The sequence below is a fragment of the Providencia sp. wls1916 genome (genome assembly GCF_009706585.1).
GTDB classification, from domain to species: Bacteria; Pseudomonadota; Gammaproteobacteria; order Enterobacterales; family Enterobacteriaceae; genus Providencia; species Providencia lanzhouensis.
In genome coordinates, this window is the sequence record NZ_WLUL01000002.1 from 72,858 (window position 1) to 93,799 (window position 20,942).

At 40.7% G+C, this 20,942-nt stretch carries 20 protein-coding genes and 1 pseudogene; 12 read left to right on the plus strand and 9 right to left on the minus strand.

What is annotated here, in order from left to right:
* Positions 1-10: 10 nt before the first annotated feature.
* From GKR61_RS00390 to GKR61_RS00400, 3 genes are all read right to left on the minus strand, one after another.
* Positions 11-703 (minus strand): hypothetical protein, encoded by a 693-nt coding sequence (locus GKR61_RS00390; protein WP_154599909.1) that lies wholly within the window; start codon positions 701-703, stop codon positions 11-13.
* A 26-nt stretch (positions 704-729) separates the two neighbouring features.
* Complete coding sequence (locus GKR61_RS00395) at positions 730-1,197, minus strand: hypothetical protein (RefSeq protein WP_230083101.1); 468 nt, start codon at positions 1,195-1,197, stop codon at positions 730-732.
* Positions 1,198-1,340: 143 nt separating this feature from the next.
* Positions 1,341-1,979 (minus strand): hypothetical protein, encoded by a 639-nt coding sequence (locus tag GKR61_RS00400; RefSeq protein WP_154639471.1) that lies wholly within the window; start codon positions 1,977-1,979, stop codon positions 1,341-1,343.
* 429 nt (positions 1,980-2,408) lie between these two features.
* On the opposite strand from GKR61_RS00400, the gene GKR61_RS00405 reads away from it, so the two are divergent.
* From GKR61_RS00405 to sanA, 4 genes and pseudogenes are all read left to right on the plus strand, one after another.
* The gene (locus tag GKR61_RS00405; RefSeq protein WP_154639472.1) at positions 2,409-4,106 is read left to right on the plus strand and encodes an NAD-dependent malic enzyme; all 1,698 of its coding nucleotides are present in this window, start codon (positions 2,409-2,411) and stop codon (positions 4,104-4,106) included.
* 168 nt (positions 4,107-4,274) lie between these two features.
* A pseudogene (locus GKR61_RS17630) lies at positions 4,275-5,165 on the plus strand (rhomboid family intramembrane serine protease); the annotation flags it as partial.
* Between the two features lie 294 nt (positions 5,166-5,459).
* Positions 5,460-6,308 carry a YncE family protein gene (locus tag GKR61_RS17635; RefSeq protein WP_230082516.1) on the plus strand — a complete coding sequence of 283 codons (849 nt, stop codon included), beginning with the start codon at positions 5,460-5,462 and terminating at the stop codon, positions 6,306-6,308.
* A gap of 147 nt (positions 6,309-6,455) precedes the next feature.
* Positions 6,456-7,160, plus strand: a complete 705-nt coding sequence (gene sanA / locus GKR61_RS00415; protein WP_154639473.1) for an outer membrane permeability protein SanA — start codon at positions 6,456-6,458, stop codon at positions 7,158-7,160.
* Here sanA and yeiB read toward each other — a convergent pair.
* Both yeiB and folE read right to left on the minus strand, forming a co-directional pair.
* A complete protein-coding gene (gene yeiB, locus GKR61_RS00420; RefSeq protein ID WP_154599906.1) occupies positions 7,157-8,338 on the minus strand; it encodes a DUF418 domain-containing protein YeiB in 1,182 nt (393 codons plus the stop codon). The two genes, sanA and yeiB, sit on opposite strands and share 4 nt — an antisense overlap.
* Before the next feature lie 3 nt (positions 8,339-8,341).
* Positions 8,342-9,001 (minus strand): GTP cyclohydrolase I FolE, encoded by a 660-nt coding sequence (gene folE, locus GKR61_RS00425; protein ID WP_036949713.1) that lies wholly within the window; start codon positions 8,999-9,001, stop codon positions 8,342-8,344.
* Positions 9,002-9,427: 426 nt separating this feature from the next.
* Here folE and moeA point away from each other — a divergent pair, with 426 nt between their 5' ends.
* From moeA to GKR61_RS00440, 3 genes are all read left to right on the plus strand, one after another.
* Positions 9,428-10,669: a molybdopterin molybdotransferase MoeA gene (gene moeA / locus GKR61_RS00430; protein WP_154639474.1), complete on the plus strand. Its 1,242-nt coding sequence runs from the start codon at positions 9,428-9,430 to the stop codon at positions 10,667-10,669.
* Between the two features lie 4 nt (positions 10,670-10,673).
* Positions 10,674-11,420, plus strand: coding sequence for a molybdopterin-synthase adenylyltransferase MoeB (moeB, locus tag GKR61_RS00435; RefSeq protein WP_071992127.1), 747 nt, complete (start codon positions 10,674-10,676; stop codon positions 11,418-11,420).
* Positions 11,421-11,590: 170 nt separating this feature from the next.
* Positions 11,591-11,926 carry a zinc ribbon domain-containing protein YjdM gene (locus GKR61_RS00440; RefSeq protein ID WP_036949717.1) on the plus strand — a complete coding sequence of 112 codons (336 nt, stop codon included), beginning with the start codon at positions 11,591-11,593 and terminating at the stop codon, positions 11,924-11,926.
* A 90-nt stretch (positions 11,927-12,016) separates the two neighbouring features.
* Here GKR61_RS00440 and GKR61_RS00445 read toward each other — a convergent pair whose 3' ends face one another.
* The 3 genes from GKR61_RS00445 to GKR61_RS00455 form a co-directional block, all read right to left on the minus strand.
* Positions 12,017-13,615 carry an ABC-F family ATPase gene (locus GKR61_RS00445; protein ID WP_272537342.1) on the minus strand — a complete coding sequence of 533 codons (1,599 nt, stop codon included), beginning with the start codon at positions 13,613-13,615 and terminating at the stop codon, positions 12,017-12,019.
* A 230-nt stretch (positions 13,616-13,845) separates the two neighbouring features.
* Positions 13,846-14,304: a GNAT family N-acetyltransferase gene (locus GKR61_RS00450; protein ID WP_036949720.1), complete on the minus strand. Its 459-nt coding sequence runs from the start codon at positions 14,302-14,304 to the stop codon at positions 13,846-13,848.
* Positions 14,305-14,321: 17 nt separating this feature from the next.
* Entirely contained in the window at positions 14,322-14,897 is a 576-nt protein-coding gene (locus GKR61_RS00455) for a TIGR00730 family Rossman fold protein (RefSeq protein WP_036949723.1), read from the minus strand.
* Between the two features lie 301 nt (positions 14,898-15,198).
* Between GKR61_RS00455 and rhtA the strand changes: the two genes are divergently transcribed.
* Together rhtA and dps are read left to right on the plus strand one after the other, a co-directional pair.
* Positions 15,199-16,086 (plus strand): threonine/homoserine exporter RhtA, encoded by an 888-nt coding sequence (gene rhtA, locus GKR61_RS00460; RefSeq protein WP_036949726.1) that lies wholly within the window; start codon positions 15,199-15,201, stop codon positions 16,084-16,086.
* A 292-nt stretch (positions 16,087-16,378) separates the two neighbouring features.
* Positions 16,379-16,882, plus strand: a complete 504-nt coding sequence (dps, locus tag GKR61_RS00465; RefSeq protein WP_036949728.1) for a DNA starvation/stationary phase protection protein Dps — start codon at positions 16,379-16,381, stop codon at positions 16,880-16,882.
* 66 nt (positions 16,883-16,948) lie between these two features.
* Here dps and dinG read toward each other — a convergent pair whose 3' ends face one another.
* Positions 16,949-19,060 (minus strand): ATP-dependent DNA helicase DinG, encoded by a 2,112-nt coding sequence (dinG, locus tag GKR61_RS00470; RefSeq protein ID WP_154599904.1) that lies wholly within the window; start codon positions 19,058-19,060, stop codon positions 16,949-16,951.
* Positions 19,061-19,300: 240 nt separating this feature from the next.
* On the opposite strand from dinG, the gene GKR61_RS17555 reads away from it, so the two are divergent.
* The 3 genes from GKR61_RS17555 (at position 19,301) to GKR61_RS00480 (ending at position 20,935) form a co-directional block, all read left to right on the plus strand.
* Positions 19,301-19,462 (plus strand): hypothetical protein, encoded by a 162-nt coding sequence (locus GKR61_RS17555; protein ID WP_187369806.1) that lies wholly within the window; start codon positions 19,301-19,303, stop codon positions 19,460-19,462.
* A 36-nt stretch (positions 19,463-19,498) separates the two neighbouring features.
* Positions 19,499-20,338, plus strand: a complete 840-nt coding sequence (sseA, locus tag GKR61_RS00475) for a 3-mercaptopyruvate sulfurtransferase (RefSeq protein WP_154599940.1) — start codon at positions 19,499-19,501, stop codon at positions 20,336-20,338.
* Positions 20,339-20,470: 132 nt separating this feature from the next.
* A complete protein-coding gene (locus tag GKR61_RS00480; protein ID WP_154599903.1) occupies positions 20,471-20,935 on the plus strand; it encodes a hypothetical protein in 465 nt (154 codons plus the stop codon).
* The last annotated feature ends 7 nt before the right edge of the window (positions 20,936-20,942 follow it).

Consider the following 20,942-nt stretch of genomic DNA (forward strand, 5'->3'; position numbering starts at 1 on the left):
ATCTAACACCTTATAATTTCATATATTTATAAATAAATTTATTTACATCACCCATTATTTCATTCCACACATTTAAATCTTTATAATTTATTAATAATTTAATTTTAACACCGATTTCAGGAATCAAATAAACCGCATCACATCGACTATAAATACCATCACCAGATATCCATGCACAGTCAAATAAAATATTAATCGACTCTTTATCCACCCCCCAATAATAACCTCTTTTATATTCCTTAAATTGATTATACTTATTATTGAATCTAAATATGACCTCATTAAAATAAAGCTCTAATTCTTCATTGTATGAGATATCTCCCTTATACTTTCCTTCACCACTATCAAGATATAGATACCTTTTATACTCAAGATAACCTTTAGGATCACCATCTAGTGGTTCTATAGAAAATCTAAGTTTTTTATTTTTTCCATTTTCATTTCTATCAAAAGGCTTCATTTCAGGCCAACTCATTACTAATGGCAAAACTCGAAAATTTGCATCGCAACCTTTTTTATTTTCTAGAAACCTTGGGTCAAAATAGCTATAACCTTCATATTCTGCAAAGGAGTAGACATAGCTGCTAGGCACTTCAATGACTGTATCGTTAAATTTACCACAAACAAAACCGGGGCGATTATCAGCCATCGATAAAGTTGAAATTAACAAGATAAATATAAAAAAAATAAATTTCATTGGCATATTACGTCTCCAAATTTTTCAAAAACTTATTTTTTATAACGAAAACTATCTTCAACCATCGTCATGGTTTTCTCAATTTCAATAACTAGGGGGATTTTCCTCATTCTCTTTAACCATCGCTGGCTTTTTTTACGTTTTTCAATTGAAGTGCCTTCTGCCTCAGTCTTCATTTTAAACCACAAATCAACAAATATTTTCTCCTCGGATTCCCTTTCGGAATTAGAGTTCATTTCCCTCCAAAATTTATTTCGTTCATTTTCATCAAAAACATCATAAATATCAGCAAAAAACCATGCATCGTAGGGTAACTTCGCTGCTTTAAATCCATTTTCATTGATAATTTTAGCCTCGTTAAAATTAATTCTTTCCGTTCTAACCTCTACACCTTTATTTAATTCAAACCAAGACTTTAAGTAATTCACATATGCCAATGCAGATTCATAATGGACTTCATCCATTTTTTCTTTTGACAATGGTTGTTTATACTCATCCATAGTCACTCTTATATATTCAAGGATAATTATGTTAAAAATAGATACATTATCTTTCTTAGGCTCCGAACCTATAGATTGAAAGGATAAAAATAACAAAATAAAACATAACAATAATTTTTTATTTTGACACCATATTACCTCCACTAATCTCCCTCCATAATGTTAGCAATAACAGCGTTAGTCCATATCTCACTAATTGTGTTTTCGATACTATTCATCACTGGCATTTTTCTCACTATCGATAACCACGCTATACTTTCCTTTTGTTTCTCTGATGATGAATTTGTCGCTTCTCTAATCATTGAATACCATATTTTCATTAATACTGCTGTTTCTTCCTTTCTCCCGCCTTTATTTATTGTATATAAATATCCTTTCCATATTATCTCACTATCTTTCTCATCTAACGCATTAAAAATATGACTAAAAAACCATGCGTCATGAGGTATGTTAGACCTATCCAGTGAATCATAGTAAAGTTTACTTGCTTCTTTATAACCAATTCCTTCATCAAAACACTTCTTATTTAAACTAATAAAATCATAAACAATCTTTCCATAAGCCTGTTTATTGTAATCATGATTTTTCATTAAACTTGAACTTTTTTTAAATTCAGAAAGATACATAAATTGTAATGCAATAAGAAACCTAGAGGGTTCTTTATTTTGATATTCACCATAGGGATTACCATGTTCAATAACATTATTTTTATTTACATCATTTGAACCATGACAAGCACATAGAAAGAGCATAAAAATAATTAACGTGGAATTCCTTATCATAAAAGCCACCAATCTTATAGTTTTATAAAAAGAAAATTAAAACTAAATGAATTAAAAACATGCGGAAATATATGATATATAAAAATATATTTAGCAGGATCAGCATCTACCGACTTACCGCACCATAAGCACTGATTTCCCACTAAACAGTTAAATTAATTTAATCTATAACAAAAAGCGTATTGCCTTGAAAAAATTGATATTGAGATAAAAATAACAGTGAACTTGAATAAGCGTGATCCACTCGTTGTAATAGTAAAACAAATCCCGTCTAAAATTCCCTTCTGCGAATAATTTCCTTATCATATAAACCATAATATTCAGTAAAAAATTTAACTGTTTTGTAGCATTATTTACTGTACATATTTTTTGTTTAGCTTAGGATCTAACCTGACTGTTGCTTACTAATCGTCCGAAGAGTGATATTTCATGGAACATGAACACGAAACAAAACGTCCCCTATACATTCCTTACGCTGGTCCAATCTTACTCGAATTTCCTTTACTGAATAAAGGAAGCGCCTTTACAGAAGAAGAACGCGCTAATTTTAACCTGTATGGCTTACTGCCTGAACAAGTTGAAACTATTGAAGAACAAGTTGAACGTGCTTATCGCCAATTAATTGATTTTAAAACAGATATTGATAAGCATATCTACCTGCGTAATATTCAAGACACCAACGAAACCCTATTTTATCGCCTGATTGATGCACACTTAACTGAAGTGATGCCACTCATTTACACCCCTACTGTAGGTGAAGCTTGCGAACATTTCTCTGATATCTATCGCCGTGCGCGTGGTTTGTTTATTTCTTATCCAAACCGTGAATACATCGATGACATGCTGCAAAACGCCACCAAACAAAACGTAAAAGTCATCGTTGTGACAGATGGCGAGCGTATTCTTGGTCTCGGTGACCAAGGTATCGGCGGTATGGGTATTCCAATCGGTAAATTATCCCTGTATACCGCCTGTGGTGGTATTAGCCCTGCGTATACCTTGCCAGTTGTTATTGACGTGGGTACCAACAACCCACAACGCCTGAATGACCCACTGTATATGGGCTGGCGTCATCCGCGCATTACTGGCGAAGAATACGATGAGTTCCTTGAAGAATTTATCCAAGCCATAAAACGCCGCTGGCCAAATGTGCTGCTGCAATTTGAAGATTTTGCACAGAAAAATGCGATGCCATTACTAAACCGTTATCGCGATGAGCTATGCTGCTTCAACGATGATATCCAAGGCACCGCTTCCGTTACTCTTGGTAGCTTAATTGCCGCCAGCCATGCGGCGGGTAGCAAATTGAGCGACCAACGCGTCACATTCTTGGGCGCAGGCTCTGCGGGATGTGGTATTGCAGAGCAAATTATTGCCCAAATGAAATCTGAAGGTTTGAGCGATGAAGAAGCGCGTGCACGCATCTACATGGTTGACCGCTTCGGATTACTGACAGACAAACTGCCAAACTTGCTGGATTTCCAAAGCAAATTGACGCAAAACAGCGCTAACTTGCAAGATTGGGATGTCAACAGTGACTCTATTTCACTGTTAGATGTTGTGCGTAATGCGAAGCCAACAGTACTGATTGGTGTTTCTGGTCAAGCGGGTTTATTCACCGAAGAAATCATCAAAGAGATGCACAAGCACTGCCCTCGCCCAATCGTGATGCCATTATCTAACCCGACATCCCGTGTTGAAGCGCGTCCAGAAGATATTATCAACTGGACTGAAGGTCAGGCATTAGTGGCAACAGGTAGTCCATTCCCACCGGTGGCTTATAAAGACAAAATCTTTGCTATCGCGCAATGCAACAACTCCTATATCTTCCCTGGTATTGGTTTAGGCGTGATTGCATCCGGTGCAAAACGTGTGACTGATGGCATGTTGATGGCAGCAAGCCGTGCGTTAGCAAGCTGCTCACCACTGGCACAAAAGGGTGAAGGTCCACTGTTACCACTGTTATCCGAGATCCAAGATGTTTCCCGCGTGATAGCAAAACAAGTGGCTAAAGAAGCGCAAGTTCAAGGCGTGGCGACCATGACATCAGATAGCGCATTAGATGAAGCTATTGAGCACAATTTCTGGAAACCAGAATATCGTGTCTATAAACGAACTTCATTCTAACTAATTGTAATTACTAAATTAAAGAGCACTTCGGTGCTCTTTTTTTATTTTCTCTGTTTTCTATATTTCAACATTGTCTGAAAGTATCCCGTTTCTATAACTTGCGATTGAGATAGCCGCCAGAGTTATTTAAGATGCAAACATAACCGGTTTACATAGGACTCGCTCATGTCAGAGCCAACCATACCTGAATCAACGCCGCCTGAATCTGCGCCCCAAAAAAATATTCGCAAGTTTTCCCTATGGGCGATAGCACTCACACTGCTTATTGCGATTCTTAATATTGGTGTCTATTTTTATCAGCTTAACTTTGCTGCCCCTCTTGAATCTCAGGAATACAATTTGTTGCTCTTCGGAGCAAGCGTCTATCAGCTTTCTCTCACCGGTGATTGGTGGCGTTATCCTATTAGCATAGTGCTACATTCCGGATGGTTACATTTAGGGCTAAATACCCTTGCCTTACTGGTAATTGGTATTGAATGTGAACGCGCTTTTGGCAAATTTCGTTATCTTGCAATCTATCTATTTGCAGGGATTGTAGGGTCGTTTGTCAGTGCAGCTTGGCAATACCAAGAAGCCTTAAACAGCGCAATGCGTCGCTTTGACATAATGTCATGGAGCAGCCTGCTACAGAATGATAATACCGTCTATATTACTGTCAGCTTGGGCGCGTCTGGGGCGATTATGGGTCTCGCCGCTGCATCAGTGATTGAACTCTTAAAACAGCTCAATAACCCAGACCTCACTAAAGACGCTCGCGATACCCTTAAGCGCCCTCTCTACAATATTATTGCCATGATTGCATTAACCTTAATTAACGGGATGCAATCGGGGGTGGATAATGCTGCTCATATTAGTGGCGCGCTTGCAGGTGCCGTAATTGGCTTTGCTTTCGTTCTCATTCCTGCCAAAAAGTACGTGTTAGATTTACTCGTTGTGTTAATCATGGGGGGAATTTTAGCATTCGTTATCCACCAGCAATCATTTTCGACTGATGAAGATCTTGTTGCTGAGCGTGAGTTCATCTTTCAAGAGCTAGATAAAGAGCTTAATTCAGCCAAAGCAGAGCAAGCTAAGCGAGTAATGGAAAAGGCTGCTGAAGAGGAGCTTGCATCACTCCCCGCCACACAATCTGAAGAGCAAGTTGCTGGTATTCAAATTCAAGCCCCTGAATTAATTGAACCGAGCTTTATTCTCAGTGATGATGCCCACCAGAGGATCTTTATCACAGACGAAGAAGCCAACCTAGTTAGCGCTTACTCTTCAGCCAAAGATGATTGGAAATTGCTGTTTACTATTCAGCTTCCATTACCCAAAAATGAAACAGGCTGTAGCTCTAATCGCTGCCGTGGAATGGGTGCCTATGGCGCAGCACTTAGTAACGATGGAAAGAAACTGTATGTTGCTTCGCTTCAACCAAACAGCGTGAGTGTGATTGATATCGACGCGCAAAAAGTAGAGGCCAATATTGAAACTAGCTTTTTCCCTCGCCAAATTTATGTGATGAAAAATAGCCCACGTGCATTTGTCACAAGCGGCGTAGAAAACAGTATCGCGGTGATTAACCTTTCAAATAATACCGTCGAGAAAAAGCTTACCTTCCCTGATAGCCAAGAGTATCAAGGTGCTTTCGGCGTTCAGATGCCAGCAGCACTGTCCCCCGATGAAAAACATCTAGCGCTGTATGATAATGTCACCCAAGCTGCCTATCTGTTAGATACTCAAACACTTACATTTAGTGCAAAACCTTGGTTTACGGTAGAGAATTATTATGATTCTGTTAGAGAATTTTATTTCACACCAGATAGCCAATCCATCTGGATGGTGACAGATACCCGCTTTATTCTCGCTCATGTCACAGCACCAGCCTCGCCTATCACAGAATATCATTGGTGTGGAAATAATAGCGATATACAGTATGGTCGATATGGCATCAATACGGCGTTAACCCAAGCTTACTATTTGCCACAATACCCTAGTGAAGCCCAGGTTCCACTGGTCTCCACCAGCCTCAAGACATTGAATATCCAAAATGTTCTGCCGGTCCCAACCAATGGTGAATATATTCAAGGGATTGCTGAAACTGATAACGTTTGGGTGATCACTTACCCAAAATCATTTTATGTGGTTGATAAACAAAAATCCGTCGATAGAAACACCATCAGTCCATTACTCTGTTTTGGTGGACTACCGAACGAATAAACCAACATACGGCATCTTATTGTTTTTCAATTCGATGCCATATTGACACGATTTTACGTTACGCGACTTGCGTCACGAAATTAAGTCAAGTAGCCTATTAATTGTTAGCACTAATTATTATAGGCATTAATTATTCAAGGCGAGGACATGAGGAAACGTCTGCTTTATGGTCTATTAATACTGGCAGGGATAGCTTTCGCCACTGTTATTTTACTCGACCGCTGGATCAGTTGGGAAACTGCACCCTATATCTATGAAGATGTAGAGCAACTGCCTGCCCGCGATGTTGGGATGGTTCTCGGCACATCTAAATATTATGCCTCCGGAGCCACTAACCTCTATTACACATATCGAATTAAAGGCGCTGCGGATGCCTATCATAGCGGTAAAGTAAAATATTTACTCCTGAGCGGTGACAACGGCACACACAATTACAATGAGCCTATCGCCATGCGTAAAGATCTCATCAAAGCGGGCGTTCCCGCCTCAAAAATCGTGCTCGACTTTGCAGGTTTTAGAACCTTAGACTCCGTAGTTCGTACGAAAAAAGTGTTCGATACCGATAACTTCACCATTATCACCCAGCGTTTTCATTGCGAAAGAGCGCTATTCATTGCTAAGCACAAAGGGATTGATGCCCAATGTTTAGCGGTACCTACGCCGGAAGGCATGTTTAAAGTGCGGATACGTGAAGTGTTTGCCCGCTTAGGTGCGCTTGCTGATCTCTATATTCTCCAGCGTGAACCTAAATTTTTAGGGGAACAAGAATCCATTCCTGCTCCAATAAAAATGCCTGATGGCACAAAGGGCTATCCAGCAGTTACCCCTGATGAACTGAATAAACTCAATTAATGTTCAGATGGTGAATGTCGATTTAAAAGATAAAAAAGTTTATCTGTCAGTTGTCGCCAACACCATTCCACTGGCCCTTGCTCAAAGAAGCGCAACCAGCAATAAGAAAACAGCAAGTTAGCACACCAAATGGGTGGAATGAACGCTAACAACTCCACTCGGGTAAACTGATAAAAGTAACCCAAATGATAAAAAATAGTGGTACAAATCAGTGTTTGAAGTAAGTAATTACTCAACGCCATCCGCCCCACATTTTGCAAGGCTTTCGCGAGCACACTTCGGCTAAATATCCCCCAAAAACCATAAACTAGCGCAATATAGCCCAAAGACTGAAACGGCACCGATAGCTCATTAATGATATAGCCAACAATCGAGGTATCAAAATAACGCCAACCAAAAAGGCTTTGAACATACAGAGCCACTGACTGGATAGCTACGGTGGGGAGGATTAATACAATGGCCATTCGACGATAATGCTGCTCAGCAAACTGCCCTTTTAGCCAACCATTTTTCAGTAGCAACGCCCCTAGGATCATCATCGCAACCAGTTGCCAGCCATACTGAATAACCAATAACTCAACCATCATCGCCACTTCACCTGTGCGATATGCGATCCCCGTCATTCCACCAATGCGATGTTGCCAAGCATCAAGAAACGCTTGGTCTGCAGTGATCTGCCAAAAACTGGTATCCACCACATTACTGCCGATGGCAAATAAAATAACCAAACCAATCAAATAGATAGAAATGGCAATTTTGAATAATGTGGAAGCCGCATAGTGTGGCAACACCATTATCACAACCAGCCCCGTCAAGGAATAGGCGAGAAGAATATCCCCATCCCAAAAACCAATTCCATGAATCAAGCCAATAATCGCTAAAACAATCAGTCGGCTACGTTGCCATAATATTGAGCGATAACTTAGCAAGCCTAATGTGGCACCAAAAAGTAAGGAAAAAATTCCCAGAAACTTCCCTTGAAAGAAAAGATTAAAAAATACCCAAACCGCCGCATCAGAGGATGATACTTCGGGGGTGTAATAGGGATTAAGATAGGCCGCTTGTGGTAAAGCAAATCCAAAGATATTCAGTAATAAAATACCGAGGATAGCAATGCCACGTACTGTATCAAGTTGCCCGATACGGCTTTTAGGGGCAACTGAAACGGTTGAGGTCATAAATTAGAGATGGCGAACCGCACGTAAGAATTCTTGACGTGTATTTTGGCTAGACTTGAACAGCCCACCCAATGATGTGGTGGTTGTTGCACTGGTTGCATCACGTATACCACGAGCTTTCACGCAGTAATGAACTGCATCAATAGAAACCGCGACATTCATGGTGCCTAATAACGTTTGCAGAGCTACTAAAATTTGCTGAGTTAAACGTTCTTGAACTTGTGGGCGCTGTGAGAAAAACTGCACAATACGGTTGATTTTCGATAAACCAATCACTTTATCTTTAGGGATGTATGCCACAATCGCTTTACCATCGATCGTCACAAAGTGGTGTTCACAAGTACTGGTCAGAGTAATATCACGCACAGTAACCATTTCATCAACATTCATTTTATTTTCAATTAATGTGATTTTTGGGAAGTTTGCATAGTCAAGGCCCGAAAAAATCTCATCCACATACATTTTTGCGATACGGCGCGGGGTATCCGCTAAGCTATCATCGGTTAAATCTAAGTTCAGCAACTTCATAATTTCGGTCATATGCCCTTCAATCAGTTGCTTACGATCCTCACCGGATTTTGGTTGAATACGTAACGGGGTTTCAAGCCCTCTTGCTTCCAAAGCAGCATGAACTAATTCGGCCTCTTTACTCAGAGATGACATAGGATCCTCCACAGATGGTATAACGCTATTTTTATAAAAATGCAGGTGTGCGCGGTACTCTAAAGCAGCAAGTGCAGATAATCCAGTAATACATCTATCAACAGCATGAAATATTTGCAGGTTATCGCGCGACTCGATCCAGAATACTCCTTGCCATTTAAATAACTATTTCATTATTTAAATGCGATTAATAACACCCTTTATTTTAGCCTTTTTGGTAGCTCTGTTTTAGCAAAAATCGTGTTCTTCGATAACGGATTCATTAAAACAACGCAATATGTGACCCAAATGAGACAAACTATCCACCCAAAAGCTATCAGTAATCAATTTCTATTCATTCACCCAATGCGCTATATCTGACATAATACCGCCAACAATTTATTTTAAGCCTCGAAGGCCAATAACAAGATTAAGGGGTAACGATTTATGGACCAGTGTCATACTAACGGTTTGATTTCACTAGAGCTTGCATTAGAAAAATTACTTTCAAACACCGCAACTGTCACAAGCACTGAAATCATTCCACTAACTGAATCTGCCCAACGTATTATTGCCGAAGACCTCATTTCTCCCATTAATGTCCCGCCGTTTGATAACTCAGCGATGGATGGTTATGGTTTTCGCTTTGCTGATTGGGATGGAAAAACCCCGATGCCCGTCGCTGGAAAATCCTTTGCTGGCAACCCAATGGAAGGAAAATTACCCGCAGGTAGCTGTGTAAGGATCATGACGGGAGCGCCTATTCCTGAAGGTGTTGATACCGTTGTCATGCAAGAAGCCACAGAACAAACTGATCAAGGAATTATTTTTACGGAAAGCTTCAAGCAAGGAAACAATATCCGTAAAGCTGGTGAAGATATTGCCCAAGGTAGTGCGGTATTCCCTGCCGGAACCTTACTCTCCACCACACAGCTACCATTGATAGCGTCTCTTGGAATTGCGAATGTGACAGTCCAGCGCCGTTTGAAAGTTGCCGTGTTCTCAACCGGTGATGAGCTTCAAGCAGTAGGCGAACCTCTGGCTGAGGGGCAAATTTATGACACAAACCGTTTTGCCGTTCGCTTAATGTTAGAAAAACTCAATTGCGAAGTGCTGGATTTTGGCGTTATCCCCGACTCACCAGAAAAACTCAAGCAAACCTTTATTGAAGCTAACCAATGTGCTGATTTAGTCATCAGCAGCGGCGGCGTCTCTGTCGGCGAAGCGGATTACACCAAACAAATTTTGGATGAACTGGGTGAGATTGGATTTTGGAAATTAGCTATCAAGCCAGGTAAACCTTTCGCATTTGGCAAGCTAAGTTCCGCGTGGTTCTGTGGCTTACCAGGTAACCCTGTCTCTGCCGCGCTGACTTTCTATCAATTAGTTCAGCCATTAATTGCTCGCCTCAGCGGCCATACCCAATGGAAAGCCCCTGTCCGCTTCAAAGTTCCTGTCACTACACCACTGAAAAAATCACCTGGACGCCTTGATTTCCAACGAGGCATTTTAAGCGTCAATGAACAAGGTCAGCTACAAGTGGCGACTACAGGGCACCAAGGCTCACATGTCTTCAGTTCTTTTAGCCAAGCAAACTGCTTTATTGTATTAGAACGTGAGCGTGGAAAAGTGGCGGCAGGTGAAATGGTTGATGTGGAAATGTTCAATTACTTATTAAAAAGTGAGTAAGACTGTGCAAGAACTGACTGATCAGGAAATGCTACGTTATAACCGCCAAATTATCTTACGCGGCTTCGATTTTGACGGACAGGAAAAGCTGAAGGCAGGTAAAGCCTTGGTCGTTGGGCTTGGTGGACTTGGCTGCGCGGCGACACAATACCTCGCCGCCGCGGGTGTCGGTTATTTAACCCTCGTAGATTTTGATACGGTTTCCCTATCAAATTTGCAGCGCCAAACCCTGCACCGCGACGCGACTATCGGTGAACCTAAAGTAGATTCAGCAAAAGCGCAGCTAGCGGCCATCAATCCTCATATCCAGATTGATACTGTTAACGCGCAATTGGATGATCCTGAGCTAGAACAATTAGTTCAACAGCATCATGTGATCTTAGATTGCACGGATAATGTTTCCATTCGCGAGCAGCTTAATCGCCTCTGCTTTAAACACAAAATTCCTTTTGTTTCGGGTGCTGCAATTCGTATGGAAGGGCAACTTTCCGTATTTACCTATGAAGAAGGAATGCCCTGCTATCACTGCCTAAGCCGACTGTTTGGAGAAAATAGCCTGACATGTGTAGAGGCTGGCGTCATGGCGCCGCTGGTGGGGACAATTGGCACATTAGAAGCGATGGAAACCATCAAATTGCTAGCCCAGTACGGCAAAGTCAATGTTGGAAAAGTGCTGTTATTTGATGCGATGACGCTGGATTTTCGCCAATTTAAACTCAATAAAGACCCTCATTGTGAGGTTTGCTCTTAAGATTCTTCATGGCGAGCCAAGTCTCGCCATTTTTTAAGATACAAAATTAGGAATATTCCTAAAAATTCATTTATCTTGTCTTTGGTCTTATACTATCCCCCTTTCGGGGAACCTCGTTATCCCTACTGATTTGAACTATGACTGTGTCAGTCATTACTGAGAATATAAATATGTCATTACCTCCTTGCCCAAAATGTCAGTCTGAATATACCTATACTGACAACGATATGTACATCTGCCCTGAGTGCGCGCACGAATGGAATGATGCTGAGCCAGTTACTGACATTGATGAACTCATCGTAAAAGATGCTAATGGCAACTTATTAGCTGATGGCGATACTGTTACCGTAATCAAAGATCTTAAAGTGAAAGGTAGTTCTTCAATGCTGAAAATCGGTACCCGCGTTAAAGGTATCCGTTTAGTGGAAGGCGATCACAATATCGATTGTAAAATCGATGGTTTCGGTCAAATGAAACTGAAATCTGAGTTTGTGAAGAAAAACTAATTTTGAGGCTGTTCTGCCATTTTGAACAGCTAAATAAAAATAGCCCCTCGGGTATCACACCAGCGGGGCTATTTTTTTATTCAAACAAGATTAGATAACAACACCTTGGCTTTTCAGGTACTCGTCATAAGTACCTTTAAAATCAATCACTTCATCTTCTTTAATCTCAAGAATACGAGTTGCCAGTGAACTCACAAACTCACGGTCATGGGAAACGAAAATCAGCGTTCCTTGATACATTTCCAATGCTAAGTTCAATGATTCAATGGATTCCATATCTAAGTGGTTGGTCGGTTCATCCATAATCAAAATATTTGGCTGTTGCATCATCAACTTACCAAATAACATACGACCCTGCTCACCACCTGATAAGACCGACACTTTTTTCTTAATATCGTCTTGAGAGAATAGTAAGCGACCTAAAATACTGCGAACCGCTTGCTCATCATCCCCTTCACTTTTCCACTGGCTCATCCAGTCAAACACGTTCAGGTCAGTATCGAAGTCTTCTGCGTGGTCTTGCGCATAATAACCAATGTTATGGTTTTCAGACCATTTGACGATTCCGCTTGTCGCAGGTTGCTCACCGACTAAGGTTTTTAAGAATGTGGTTTTACCGATACCGTTAGCACCGATAACCGCCATTTTCTCACCCACTTCCATTAATAGGTTCACGTTTTTAAACAGAGGACCTTGATCGTAACCGTTAGTGACCGCTTCTAATTCTAAAGCATTACGGAACAGTTTTTTCTCTTGTTCAAAACGAATGAATGGGTTTTGACGACTAGAGGCTTTAACTTCATCTAATTGAATTTTATCAATTTGACGAGCACGAGAAGTCGCTTGTTTAGATTTTGATGCGTTAGCGCTGAAACGGCTAACGAAAGATTGTAACTCAGCAATTTGCGCTTTTTTCTTGGCGTTATCAGATAACAGACGCTCTCTCGCTTGGGTTGCCGCAATCATATACTCATCGTAGTTACCCGGGAATAAACGCAGCTCACCGTAATCTAAATCCGCCATGTGCGTACAAACGGTATTTAAGAAGTGTCTATCATGGGAAATGATAACCATGGTGCAGTTACGGTCATTCAGCACTTGTTCTAACCAACGGATGGTATCGATATCCAAGTTGTTCGTCGGTTCATCAAGTAACAGAATATCTGGATCAGCAAATAATGCCTGAGCCAATAGCACACGCAGTTTCCAACCCGGCGCGACTTCGCTCATTGGACCATAATGTTGCTCAACCGGAATACCGACGCCTAATAGCAGCTCACCCGCACGCGCTTCCGCGCTATAGCCATCCATTTCACCGTAAGCCACTTCAAGATCTGCAACGCGATAGCCATCTTCTTCACTCATTTCTGGCATCGCATAAATTCTGTCACGCTCTTGCTTTACATCCCAAAGCTCAGCATGTCCCATGATAACGGTATCGAGAACAGTAAACTCTTCGAATGCAAACTGGTCTTGGCGTAATTTACCTAAACGCTCGTTAGGATCCGTGGTGCTCACATTCCCTGCGGTTGGCGTTAAATCTCCACCCAGAATTTTCATAAATGTGGATTTACCCGCACCATTAGCGCCGATCAGACCGTAGCGGTTACCGGTACCGAATTTAACTGAGATGTTTTCAAACAGCGGCTTACTGCCAAACTGCATAGTGATATTGTTGGTTGTTAACACTGCGATGCCTTAAATTGATCTTTGTAGAGTCGCCCCGAGATTGGCGTAATAGCCCTTATCTCGCCGACTTGAAGTCTGATAAGAATAAATAGCCGCGCATTATGCCATAATCCCGCGTTTAGATCTTGTGCTGATTTTTGAGCCGCTTTTTCTGAAAAAGATATGATTTGTTCATGATACCTTGGGGGCTAATACTATAAAAAGCTCCCCAATAACGGAGAGCTTAAAATTTACAACGCGATCCCCATGGTACGGGATACTTCGGCTAATCCTTCGCGCTCATAAAACTTAATAGCTTGGTGGTTTTGCGCTAATACTGAAAGTTCTAAGTGACTAAATTTCTGCAACTTAGCCCACTCTTTCATTCCATCTAAGAGCTGTTTACCTGCTTTTTCACCTCGAAAGTCGGGAGAGATGACCAAATCAAAAATATAACCGAAATCCCTTGGCACAATGCAACTATAAGGATCTGCCGTTTGTTTTTGAGCAATACAAAAACCTTTGATTTCACCTTCATGATCAACCACTAAAAGATGAAACTTATTATCCTCAATGGCATTTTCAACAAACTCACTCGATTGTTCCGCGGCTTGTAACCTTTCACGATCAAACTTAGCCATCTCGGCAAATAAAATTTGGTAGAGCGCAAGAATTGCTGATAAATCCTCTTTTTTTGCTTTTCTGATCATAAAGCTACCCGAATAAGTTAGTCGTAAGTTTTCACTGGTGGTGCAATATACGTTTCAAATTGATCTAATAAACTGGCTGGGGATGATTCCACAATCGCCATATGACGATATTTTTCATGTAAAAAGCCCTCATCCGCCATTTTATTGGTCATATCAATCAGAGGCTGCCAGTAATTATTAATATTGAATAATCCGCAAGGCTTAGTATGTAAACCAATTTGACTCCATGTGAACACTTCGCTGTATTCTTCTAAAGTGCCGTATCCACCAGGCATTGCGACAAAACCATCAGCAAGTTCAATCATTTTGCTTTTGCGCTGATGCATGGTGTCAACTTTGTACAGTTCGGTCAGATTTTTATGCGAGATTTCACGCTCTTCAAGCAGGGATGGGATCACACCAATAGCCTTGCCGCCTAAAGATAATACCGTATCGGCAACGGTTCCCATCAGCCCAACACTCGCACCACCGTAGACTAAAGCGATATCACGCTTTACCAGCTCTTTTGCAAACTCAATGGCTTGTTTTTGATAAATTTCATTCGTCCCCATGCTTGAACCACAATAAACCGCGACGCTTTTAATTTTTTTCATGTTCTATTTTCATTCCTATTATCATTCTTGTAAGCGCAAAATTATACGGTACCCTCAAAGAAGCTCAACTCACAATATTTTATTTTTAGTCGTTATCCAATATTAAATAATATGATGAATTTTTCGCTCTCAACAAAGCAATATAATCTGCATGAATTCTGTGAGATAATTCACGCCAATTTGCTGGCTTAGGGTAAATATCCCAACAAACCACCATTATTATTTAGATTTACCCATTTTATCTGTATATACCGTGTGGGTTTTATCGACGTTCCTAACGTTTTTTTGAGGTTTTTTATTCATGTCTGCCGATACTAAAAAGAGTGCTTTTCCGCTATTACCGATAGGCTTGCTATTACTGGCAATGATGTCAATCCAAAGTGGTGCCTCTTTAGCTAAAACATTGTTCCCACTTATCGGCGCACCAGGTGTTACCGGTTTACGTTTGTTGCTTGCCACGATTATTTTGTGTGTGATCTTTAAACCATGGCGTTTAAATTTTAGAAAAAGCTCTCTGGGACCACTGCTTGCTTATGGTTTATCTCTCGGAACCATGAACTACCTGTTTTATTTAGCGCTTGAGCGTATCCCTTTAGGAATTGCGGTCGCACTTGAGTTTACGGGCCCATTAGCCGTTGCGATGTTCTCTTCTCGCCGCCCTATTGATTTTTTATGGATTGGGCTTGTCATTGCTGGGTTGCTATTCTTACTGCCTATTGGCAATAACATTGACTCTCTCGATCTCGTTGGTGCCGCTTATGCTTTAGGTGCCGGTGTCTGCTGGGCGATTTATATTATCTTTGGTCAACGCGCTGGCGCAGGTTATGGTGCCGCAACGGTTGCTGTGGGTTCGTTGATTTCTGCGCTGATTTTCTTCCCGATTGGATTAATGCAAACCGGGGTTGAAGCGATGTTTGACCCAGCCATTCTACCTTTGGCTTTAGGGGTTGCTATTTTGTCTACCGCATTTCCGTATACATTAGAGATGATAGCGTTAACCAAGCTGCCCGCAAAAACCTTCGGTACTCTAATGAGTCTAGAGCCTTGCATGGGAGCATTTTTAGGCATTGTCTTCCTACAAGAACATTTAACGATGACACAATGGTTAGCGCTGTTGTGTATTGTATGCGCGTCTATTGGCTCAACATCCACTTCGGTACCCAAATCAAAGATTGAAAAAGTATCGTAAATAATTACGTCATCTTCACTTTTATTAAAGGCTAATAGGCAATTCTATTAGCTTTTTTACTTTTTTTCTTTGTTCATTTTTTATTTCATTATCTTGTAAGGTAATCTTCATTTATTTGAAATGTCACATCGATAGATTCGATTGGTAAAATCTAAATAAACGCCCAAAAAAAATATCATCGTCCTGCCTATTAAAGTAATAGATTATTACTTTATGACATTCTTAGCTTTACACTCTATATTTATAAGCAGACAAGACAATTGAGTTAATTATATTTAAGAGAGGAAATTCTATGAATACTGCAAAATTATTTAAAACCTCTTCAACTGAACTTTTATATACCCGTAATGATATTGAAGATAGTGTAAAATTAGAAACCATCGGTATCTTAAACATGATGGTTATCCATTTCACCGATCTCTCTTTAATCACTAAACAAGCACATTGGAACATGCGCGGTCGCAACTTTATCGCAGTGCATGAGATGTTAGATGGCTTTAGAGATAGCATCATTGGGCACTTGGATGAATTCGCTGAGCGTGCGGTTCAGCTAGGTGGCATCGCCACAGGAACATCACAACAAGTCAATAAGTTTACATCATTAGAAGCTTATCCATTGGATATTCATTCTGTACAAGACCATTTAAAAGCATTAGCTGAACGATATGCTGTTGTTGCAAATGATATTCGTAAAGCTATCGATGAAGTTGAAGATGAAAATACCGCAGATATGTTTACCGCCGCATCTCGCGATCTGGATAAATTCCTGTGGTTATTAGAAGCCAATATTGAGTAGTGTCGTAAAACAGAGTCAATATATTGACCATGAGACCACTTCGGTGGTCTCAATTTATTTATCGCCCTACTTATCTGATGTTGGCATTTCAGGTTGTTCAATAGGGAAAATGGGTAACGAATTTAATAAACGTTTACCATAGCTTTTGGTTAATAAGCGCTTATCATAAATGATAATTTCGCCATAACACTCATGACTTCGAATCAAACGCCCTGCTTGCTGGATCAAATTAAATGAAGCGCTAGGTAAACTTTGTACCTCGAATGGATAACGCTTTAATGACTTCAGCCAATCACCTTCAGTAATAATTACTGGATTTGTCACAGGCGGAAACGCAATCTTGTGAATATGCACTTGGGTTAAAAATTCCCCTTTTAAATCCAACCCTTCCGCAAATGATTGTAAGCCGATTAACGCGCTTTTTTGCCCTTGTTTAATACGTTCACAATGCTTCTCCACTAGCCGGTAACGTGGCTGATCCCCCTGCACTAATAGCTGTAAACGCAAATCTTTCACATGCTCCAGAAACCCTTCCATCGCTCGCTGGCTACTAAATAGGATCAAGACCCCATGGTGATCACTATGCGTAAATTGATGACGAAAATAGGTTGCCATCTCTTTTAAATGTTCAGCTTCATTTGCCATAGTTGGCTCATGCTGCATTTTGGGGATCACCAACTTACCCTGCTCAACATGATTAAACGGTGAGGTGAGCGTCACGAAACGGTCATCACTCTTTTCGGATAATCCCGTTAACTCCATAAAACGTGAATAGCTGTTCAAAGAGCGAAGTGTTGCCGATGTCACTACAATATGAGGCACATTTTTCCATAACAAATGTTGCAGCTGTTCACTTACGCGGATCCCTGCGCAATGCATAAAAATCCGGGATTGATTTTTCTCATAATGGCGGCTAAGCCATTTCGAAACGGGCGCACCAGAGCTTTGATCAAGCGAGGCTAAGCGCCATAATTTGGTCATATTTTCAAAATAGCCCATCGCTCGGCTTGTCACTAAAATGGAGCGATGTAAACGCACAATATCTTGCTTTGCTGTTTGTTCCGTTAAGTCACTGAGAATCGCCTCTGATAGCCCACGTAGCGCATCCGTCAGCTTAAATAGCTCTAGGCAACATTGCTGCATTACCTCGGGCAAAATCCCCATTGGGAACAAATATTCTGACTCTTTGGATGTTTCAGGTAATAGCCCGTTCGCTAACAGTGAAAAATCACGGAAACACTCGCGTAATTTTTCAGCATGTTGTTGTAGCTTATCAGGATTAGTCAACTTAGGTGGTTTTGCTGGACGAAACTGCGCAACATACTGCCCGACATGATGAATAAAATTATCCACCTGCGCGGTAAGCTGAACTAGCGTAATTTCCCCTTCAACTTCTAAAGCGTCTCTCGCCACATCGGGAACGTGATGCCCCTCATCGAGAACCAACAGTAATTTCTTGGGATCCGGTAATACCGACTCACTTTCCATCGCAGCCATCACTAAAGCATGGTTAGCCACGACCACATCCGCATCTTCAATTTCACGGCGCGCAATAAAAAAAGGGCATCGTTGATAGAACTGGCAATTACGCCCAAGGCAATTCATTTTATCGGTGCTGACTTTACGCCATAAACTATCGCTAAATGCCTTTTTATGGTGGTCGCGTAGCCCATCCCAAGCAAAGCTATGAAAATCATTGCGTAATTGCTGGCATTGCGCTCTCTCTTCGCTGTTGGTAATTTCAGTTTTGTCTTCCACCAACAGCATTAAATCAATTTGTTCCCCTTCCGCGGCACAAATAGCTTCTAAGTTTCGGGGGCACACATAACGCGCCCGCCCAAATGCGCCTGTATATTTTAAGTCAGGGATAATTTTGCTCAGTAATGGCAAATCCTTACTGAATATTTGATCTTGGAGGGCAACGTTAGCGGTGCTCACGACCAAAGTTTTACCTTCTTCGCGCCCTACCGCAATGCCTGGTATCAAATAGGATAAGGTTTTTCCCACCCCAGTGGGTGCTTCAATCACTAAATGACGCCCTTCTGCATCCGACAAATTTTTCGCCACTTCAGCAATCATCTGCCGCTGAGGTGCCCGAGAGACGAACCCCTCGATTTGGTTAGATAACCCCTTATACCATTGAGTTATTTGTTCTTTGATTTTATTTGACAGAGACATAGATACGCAGAAGACCAAGTAAAAAGGAGATGATAGCTAATCAAAAAAGAGGCAGGAAAGCCCCTGTTTCTCTTTTGCGAAACCCTTCGCAAAACTACTGTATTAATTTCCATTATACACAAATTCTGGAAAGCCTTTCGCAAAACACCAAATCGAGCCAAGAAAATATCCCGTAAAACTTGTTTGCTATCACCATCCAGTTATACTTTGGCATCTTCGTGTCAAATCAGGCTAATAAAAATGAAAAAAGTCGTCATCGCACTGTGCGCATTATGCGCATTGAGTTCTATTGGGGGTATTGTGCTTGCCGGGATGAATATTTATACCCGCTCCACCACACCTTTAGAGCAAAATCAGGCTCAATCGCCATCGATATTACCTGCACCTAATCAGATCCAGTAATCATCCATTATTAATCAAACGGGACGGTGAGTTATGATGTACAACGATTATTTTGTAACACCAGAGTGGTTAAATTCACATCTTTCAGACAGTAATATTATTGTGCTTGATGTCTCTACGCCACCACCTACCGCCCCTTATGATTGCTACCAAAGCTACCTTGATGAGCACATTCCCCAAGCTCAATTTTTTAATCAAGATGAAATCGCCGATAAGAGCTGCGACTTACCCCATATGCTCCCTGACGCCGCCACATTTAGCCAAGCTGTTGGAGCGATGGGGATTAATAATCAAACGCAAGTCATTATTTACGCTCAAAATAATTTGTTTTCATCTCCGCGTGCATGGTGGACTTTCCGCACTTTAGGCTGTAAACAGGTTAAAATTTTAGCCGGTGGAATTAACGCATGGAAAGCAGCTGGTTTCGCAACTCAATCTGGTAAAGTCACCCCACCCGCCGCACAAACCTTTATTGCTGATAGACAAGATGCTAATGCGCTGAATCAACAGCAAATGTTAGAGGTTGCCACTGAAGGTAAAATCCAAATTATTGATGCGCGTGCAGCTGCCCGTTTTCTGGCTCAAGCTCCTGAACCTCGCCCAGGTTTAAGGATGGGGCATATTCCAGGCAGTAAAAATGTGCCTTGGGATTTATTAGTGGATAATGGGGAATATAAATCCCCCGAACAATTAAAAGCTATTTTTGCGCAGCAAGGTGTCGATATTCTCGCACCAACAGTCACAACCTGTGGCTCTGGCATGACTGCTGCCGTAGTTTTACTGGCATTGGTATTATTAGGTAACCCACATGTGCGCCTCTATGATGGTTCATGGGCGCAATGGGGACAAGACAACGGGTTACCAATCGAACCTTAATCATTTTTATTCCCTCATAAATACGCGTTAATTATGAGGGGATTTGTTTGTTCTATTTAAATCTAATATTATAAAAAATCAATCTAATTAATTAAGATTTCTATTACTCTATTTTTATGGAGCTAATAAAAAATGAATACATCATGGGAACTCTGGGTAATAAACCTAGGGACGATCTCTACCTTTGTCGGTACAGCCGCAACTTTATGGGTTCTATTACAAACATCAAGATTAACGATTAAATTTAATCGTAAGGTATCTATTTATTTTCATAAGGAGAAGCTATCCAAGCTACTTAATGATTATTATAAACACTTATCTGAAGTTCATAATAAAAATACCTTTCATGAAGAAATGCATAGAAGGAAGTTACATAGTAGAATACAATCATTACATCATTATATTCTATTCATTGACTCTAAAGATAAAAAATTAACATCATCAATAAAACAATACAAAATAAAAACCACAAAAATAACATCAATAAAAGACCACCATGATTTAGATATTAGCCTATGTTTTGATATGTTAGATGAAGTAAATCTTCTACTTAATTATATTGATAATATTATTGATATTTCAGCTAGAAAAATATGAGGGAAAA